This window comes from Pseudomonas sp., assembly GCF_037994325.1.
Classification (GTDB): Bacteria; Pseudomonadota; Gammaproteobacteria; order Pseudomonadales; family Pseudomonadaceae; genus Aquipseudomonas.
Genome location: NZ_JBBNAH010000634.1, coordinates 1 through 4,461, shown reverse-complemented (window position 1 = coordinate 4,461; position 4,461 = coordinate 1). Strand labels below are relative to the sequence as shown.

The 4,461-nt window shown below is 61.0% G+C and carries 6 protein-coding genes and 1 pseudogene; 1 reads left to right on the top strand and 6 read right to left on the bottom strand.

Annotated features, from left to right (window positions below):
- From AAAB16_RS20900 to AAAB16_RS20880, 5 genes and pseudogenes are all read right to left on the bottom strand, one after another.
- Window positions 1–154 (bottom strand): annotated as a pseudogene (locus AAAB16_RS20900) (DUF4136 domain-containing protein); the annotation flags it as partial.
- 59 nt (window positions 155–213) lie between these two features.
- A complete protein-coding gene (locus tag AAAB16_RS20895) occupies window positions 214–819 on the bottom strand; it encodes a DUF4136 domain-containing protein (protein WP_340665060.1) in 606 nt (201 codons plus the stop codon).
- 20 nt (window positions 820–839) lie between these two features.
- Window positions 840–1,589, bottom strand: coding sequence for a methyltransferase (locus tag AAAB16_RS20890; protein WP_340665059.1), 750 nt, complete (start codon window positions 1,587–1,589; stop codon window positions 840–842).
- Window positions 1,586–1,891 carry a MazG-like family protein gene (locus tag AAAB16_RS20885; RefSeq protein WP_110617089.1) on the bottom strand — a complete coding sequence of 102 codons (306 nt, stop codon included), beginning with the start codon at window positions 1,889–1,891 and terminating at the stop codon, window positions 1,586–1,588. Before AAAB16_RS20885 ends, AAAB16_RS20890 begins: the two co-directional genes overlap by 4 nt.
- Before the next feature lie 40 nt (window positions 1,892–1,931).
- On the bottom strand, window positions 1,932–2,783 hold the full coding sequence (locus AAAB16_RS20880) for a MaoC/PaaZ C-terminal domain-containing protein (protein ID WP_340665058.1): 852 nt from the start codon (window positions 2,781–2,783) through the stop codon (window positions 1,932–1,934).
- 191 nt (window positions 2,784–2,974) lie between these two features.
- Here AAAB16_RS20880 and AAAB16_RS20875 point away from each other — a divergent pair, with 191 nt between their 5' ends.
- Complete coding sequence (locus AAAB16_RS20875; RefSeq protein WP_340665057.1) at window positions 2,975–3,970, top strand: AraC family transcriptional regulator; 996 nt, start codon at window positions 2,975–2,977, stop codon at window positions 3,968–3,970.
- 109 nt (window positions 3,971–4,079) lie between these two features.
- Here AAAB16_RS20875 and AAAB16_RS20870 read toward each other — a convergent pair.
- Window positions 4,080–4,461: hypothetical protein (locus AAAB16_RS20870; protein WP_340665056.1), on the bottom strand; the 382-nt coding region annotated here is incomplete at its 5' end.

Here is a 4,461-nt window from a genome sequence, read left to right as displayed (position 1 = left end):
GGTCATCGGGGCTGTACTGCAGCGCCGGTTCTTTCCAGGTAAAGCTGCGGTAGGCGGCGAAGTCGCGGGTTTTGTCGAAGTCTTGATCCAGCTGCGTGGTTTGGCACGCGGCCAGCAGCAACAGCAGGGGCACTAACAGCAGACGGGCAGTCATGGTGGTTCTCCCTTCTCAGCGCGGGGTGTGCGCTTGAGTTTAGACGTGGTTAGGACGCGCTAGCGTGGTGGATAGGCGCTAAGGGCTTTGTTTACTGCCGAGCGCAAGGCATCCACGCGCTCGCTTTGGCTGCCACGGTTAGTGGATTCAGCGCTGCCATTCCAGATGCTTTGGCCGTTGCGCGGGTCGAGCAATTCGACGCGCACCACCTGCACCTCTTCTTCATAGGTGCGCACCATCGGCACGCTGCCGTACATGCCACCGTAGTTGTTACCGTAAGGCCCTCGACCATAGTAGGTGCCGTAGTCGTCCTGCACCTGGCGCAGGCGCCGTTCCACGCGCACATCGGCGCGCACGGTGACATCCGCGGCGGTGCCTTGGCGGGCTGGGCGCAGGCCGCGCTGGTCGAGGCTGTTGCTGAGAATATCGGCCATCTGTTCCGGCGTGGCACCAGCGCTACCGCCAGGCAGGCGGCCGTTGTCCCACGTCCAGGTTTGATAGCGGCCGTAATCACGCGGCGCGGCCGGGTAGGCGCTGAGGTCAAGGGTTTGCGCAGCCTGTGGCGGTGCCGGCGGCAGCGGGTTGGACGTGGCGGTATAGGGGTTTTGGCTCTGGCAGGCGGCCAGACCCAAGCAGCAGATCAGCAGATGCAAACGGCGTTTCATCATGCGCTCCAGATCGTGTTTTACAGCGGGCGGCAAAGCCAATGCAGGTAACGACCAAGGCCCATAAAGCTGGGGTGACGGCGGTGCGCCAGCTCCATTTCCAGCAGGTCTGCCAGTTCGGCTTTGGCTTGGAACTCCCTGGGCATGTAGTCGTGAAACACCCTGACGCCGCTTTGGCTTTCGACCCGCCAAAGGGCGGCGAGTTGCGTTGCCAGTTCGCGTGGGTCCAGCGGCATTTGCGGAGTCAGGCTTTGCTTTTCACCGGCGAATTCCTGTTTGCGCAATTTACGCAGATGGCCCTTGAGCAGGTTGCGGTAAATCAGCGCGTCTTTGTTATAGAACGCCAGCGACAACCAGCCACCTGGCGCGGTGAGCTGGTGCAACACGGGCAGAATCGAATGGGGCTCGGCCAGCCATTCCAGCACGGCGTGGCAAACCACCACGTCATAGCGCTCAGTCAGTTGCTCCGGTAAAGCCTGCCACGGCGCCTGAATAAACGTGGCGGTCTGCCCGGCGGCGGCGAAGCGTTCGCGGGCGCCTTGCAGCATGGGTTCGGCCGGTTCGGTCACGGTTAGCTGATGGCCGCGTTCGGCCAACCACAGCGACATATGGCCAAGCCCTGCGCCGATATCAAGAATGCGCAGTGGCCGCTCAGGTAATGCCTCAGCCAGGTCAGCCTGCAATACGGCCAGGCGGATGGCGCCCTTGGCACCGCCATAGATTTTCTCGGCAAAACGCGTGGCCAACTCGTCGAAATGGCGGTCGCTCATCTGCCGAACCGCCGCTCGCTGTCGGCCAGCTTGGCGCGCACCACTTCGTTCATATCCAGGCCCAACTCGCTGCACAGCAGCAACAGGTAGAGCACGATATCGCCAACTTCCTGGCCGGCGTGGGCCAGTTCATCCGCTGGCAGTTGGCGCGACTGGTCTTCACTGAGCCACTGAAAAATCTCCACCAGCTCGGCCATTTCCACGCTGGCGGCCATGGCCAGGTTTTTCGGGCTATGGAAACCGCGCCAGTCGTTGCGGTCGCGAATGGCGTGCAGGCGCGAGGTGAGTTCGTCGAGGTTCATGCGGCGCTCCAGGCTGAAGGGCCGCATTGTTTCACGCGAGCTAGATCACTCGCCAGCTGCCGCTCATATGCGGCAAATCGTTGTTACCGATCAGCTTGAATTGGCCGCTGCTGGCCGGGTTGCTGGCTTGCAGCGTAACGGCGCTGGGCAGCAGCACCGGCTTCTGGAAACGCACGTCCACCACATAGCCCGCTGCTGGCAGACGTTCACCCAGGGCCGCCAGGGTACGGGCCTTGTTCCACAGACCGTGGGCGATGGCGCGGGGAAAGCCAAACAATTTGGCAGTAACCGCCGTCAGGTGAATGGGGTTGTAGTCGCCAGCCACTGCGGCATAACGGCGGCCAATATCGGCGGGCGCCTGCCAGTGGGCGATGTCTTCCAATGGCAGGGTGATTTCCTCGCCGCGTTCGGCTGGCTGCCCCGGTAATTTCAGTGCGCGGCAGAGAATGCGGCTATCGCCTTCCCAGAGCAGGCCGAGTTGATCCTCCAGGCGGGTGATCAGACTAAATACCGCGCCTTTTTCATGGGGTTGCAGGTTTTCCACATGCACGCTGACGGTAAACGGCCCCATACCGCCGAGCGGACGCACGCCACGGATGCGGTTTTCCAAATGCACCAGGCCAAGCAGCGGAAAGGGAAAGCTGGGGTCGGTGAGCAGTTGCATTTGCAGGGGGAAGGCGAGGATGTGCGGGTAGGTCGGTGGCAGGTGGCCGTCGTCGCTAAAGCCACAAAGCTGTCGATAGCGTTCCAGCTTCTTTGGATCAACGCTAATGGAGGTACGTAAACCAAAATCCGGCAGGGTTTGCCCCTTTACGCCACGGCGGAGTGCGGCACGGGCAAACAACCCTGGCAGGGCGGGGGCAGTGGGTAGATCGAGCCAAGTGGTGGCCATGAGGTCTCCTCTCTTTATACGCAAGGCGATGCCAGCAGCTTAGACTGCCAGCGCCGCGCAGCATTGGCCGGCTGGCACACCTGCGCGGCATGCCAGCCAATAGCCTGTTTCAAGGTACTGCCCGGCCTTGAGCCTGCGGGGTAAAACTGCCTAAGATGGCCGCGCCTCATGAACCTATAAGAATCCTAAAAATGACGCGTGATCTGACCGACGATGTGGCGCTGATGCGCCCGGTTATCGACGCCCTGCGGGCCAGCGGCACCGACCCTGATCGCGTGCTGGCGCGGGTCGGTTTGCCGCCGGGTGGCTTGCCGGCCGGGCGTTTCCCGCATTCTGCGCAGGCGTTATTTTGGAAAGCGGCTAGCCAAGAATGCGGCGAAGAGGATGTGGGGCTGTACCTCGCTCAGCATTTGCCGGCCTTCCATGGGCTGCTGCTGGAGTACCTGTTTCTTTCCAGCGAAACCTTTGGCGATGGCCTGCGCCATGCCTTGCGCTACGTGCGCCTGCTTTCGGACACCCTTAACGCACGCCTGGAAGTCGATGGGGACCTCGCTACTTTGCAGCTAGGCATGCCTGCCGGCGTACCTCGGCACTTTCCGGAAATGCTCGCCGGTGCGGTTATCCGCCTGTTTGCTGCGCTGACCGAGGGCCAATTCAAACCGCGTCTGGTGCAACTGATTCACCACGAAGGCGCGGCGCTGGATAAATACCTTGCGGTCTACGGCTGTCCGGCCGAGCTGGGTGCTGAGCGCTACACATTGCAATTCGATGCCGATGTACTCGAGCGTGCCTCGCGCCATGCGGCACCGGAATTACTGCGTATGCACGAATCTCTGGCGCGTCGACAACTGGCCGAGGTGGAGCGCCTGGACCTGGTTCGCCAAGTGCGCGAGCTCATTGGTGAGCTGCTTGTGGACAGCGGCGCCACCTTGGAACAAGTGGCGGGGCGCTTGAATATGCCGCCCCGGCGCTTGCGCGAGCGTCTGGCCATGGCCGGTGTGCGCTTTAACGACCTGGTTACCGACTACCGCTGCCGACTGGCCAAGGAGCTATTGCTCAAGACTGACGAGCGCATTGAAGTGATCGTTGAGCGCACAGGTTTCTCCGAACCCAGCACGTTTTACCGCGCGTTTAAACGCTGGGTCGGCGAAACACCGGTGGAGTTTCGCAAGCGCGGCAAGCCTTAAGGCCGATGAGGCAGAGGGAGCTATTGAATTTGCGAGGGCAACCAACGCAAGTGATGCGGTGGTTGCCTCACACCGTTGCTCTAGCTCCAGCGCTTGGCTTGCGCGCAGGTCATTCTTCTACTTCCGGGATATCGTTATAGAGTATCTCCTTCGCAGTGGCGGGTGTTCCGAATGCTGCTCCCGGTCTGCCGTCGACAACCCCAACTGCCACTACTGTGTCGAGTGGGACTGAGCTCCAGTTAGGGAAAAAGTTTTTCCCTCCCGGTACGTCAACCACTGTTGAGTAAAACACCGTTCCTTTATAGACCTCCGCCGCATAGACGCCGTCGTACCAAATGATGATGCGTTCACCGGAATTGACCAGTTCGGAACTCAGGCGAAAGGTGATGACATCCTCGAGACGTTTAACGACCTCTACACCATTGTTTTGAGTTTCGAAAAGCATCTGCGAACCGGTCGGTGAATTGGGGCCCGCGCCCTCATCAATGCCA

What these genes read in the sequence shown, in the direction of transcription:
- AAAB16_RS20890 (WP_340665059.1), bottom strand. Translation starts at nt 1,589, where the DNA reads ATGAGCGACCGCCATTTCGACGAGTTGGCCACGCGTTTTGCCGAGAAA.
- AAAB16_RS20880 (WP_340665058.1), bottom strand. Translation starts at nt 2,783, where the DNA reads ATGGCCACCACTTGGCTCGATCTACCCACTGCCCCCGCCCTGCCAGGG.
- AAAB16_RS20875 (WP_340665057.1), top strand. Translation starts at nt 2,975, where the DNA reads ATGACGCGTGATCTGACCGACGATGTGGCGCTGATGCGCCCGGTTATC.
- AAAB16_RS20895 (WP_340665060.1), bottom strand. Translation starts at nt 819, where the DNA reads ATGAAACGCCGTTTGCATCTGCTGATCTGCTGCTTGGGTCTGGCCGCC.
- AAAB16_RS20885 (WP_110617089.1), bottom strand. Translation starts at nt 1,891, where the DNA reads ATGAACCTCGACGAACTCACCTCGCGCCTGCACGCCATTCGCGACCGC.